A 245-nucleotide genomic window follows, 5' to 3' on the forward strand; every position below is an offset into this window, starting at 1 on the left:
CGTCCGCGTCAACGGCGACACGCCTGACGACGCCCGCACCGCGATCAAGTTCGGCGCCGAGGGCATCGGCCTCTGCCGCACCGAGCACATGTTCTTCGAGGAGACCCGCATCCGCACCGTGCGCGAGCCGATGCTCATGGTGCCGCGGCCGTAATCGACGCGGATGGTGCCGCAGCCGGAGACGCAGGGCTTGCCCATGCCGCGCGCGACGACCGCCGCGTGCGAGGTCATGCCGCCGCGGGTGG

1 protein-coding gene and 1 pseudogene are annotated in these 245 nt (G+C 72.2%); one reads left to right on the plus strand and one right to left on the minus strand.

Features of this window, described 5'->3' with window-relative positions; translation table 11 throughout:
* Positions 1–43: 43 nt before the first annotated feature.
* A complete protein-coding gene (locus G8O24_RS43425) occupies positions 44–154 on the plus strand; it encodes a putative PEP-binding protein (protein WP_438503279.1) in 111 nt (36 codons plus the stop codon).
* Here G8O24_RS43425 and G8O24_RS43430 read toward each other — a convergent pair.
* Positions 112–245, minus strand: a pseudogene (locus tag G8O24_RS43430) (PEP-utilizing enzyme); the annotation flags it as partial. The gene G8O24_RS43425 and the pseudogene G8O24_RS43430 sit on opposite strands and share 43 nt — an antisense overlap.

It is taken from the genome of Bradyrhizobium campsiandrae, assembly GCF_014529705.1.
GTDB lineage: Bacteria > Pseudomonadota > Alphaproteobacteria > Rhizobiales > Xanthobacteraceae > Bradyrhizobium > Bradyrhizobium campsiandrae.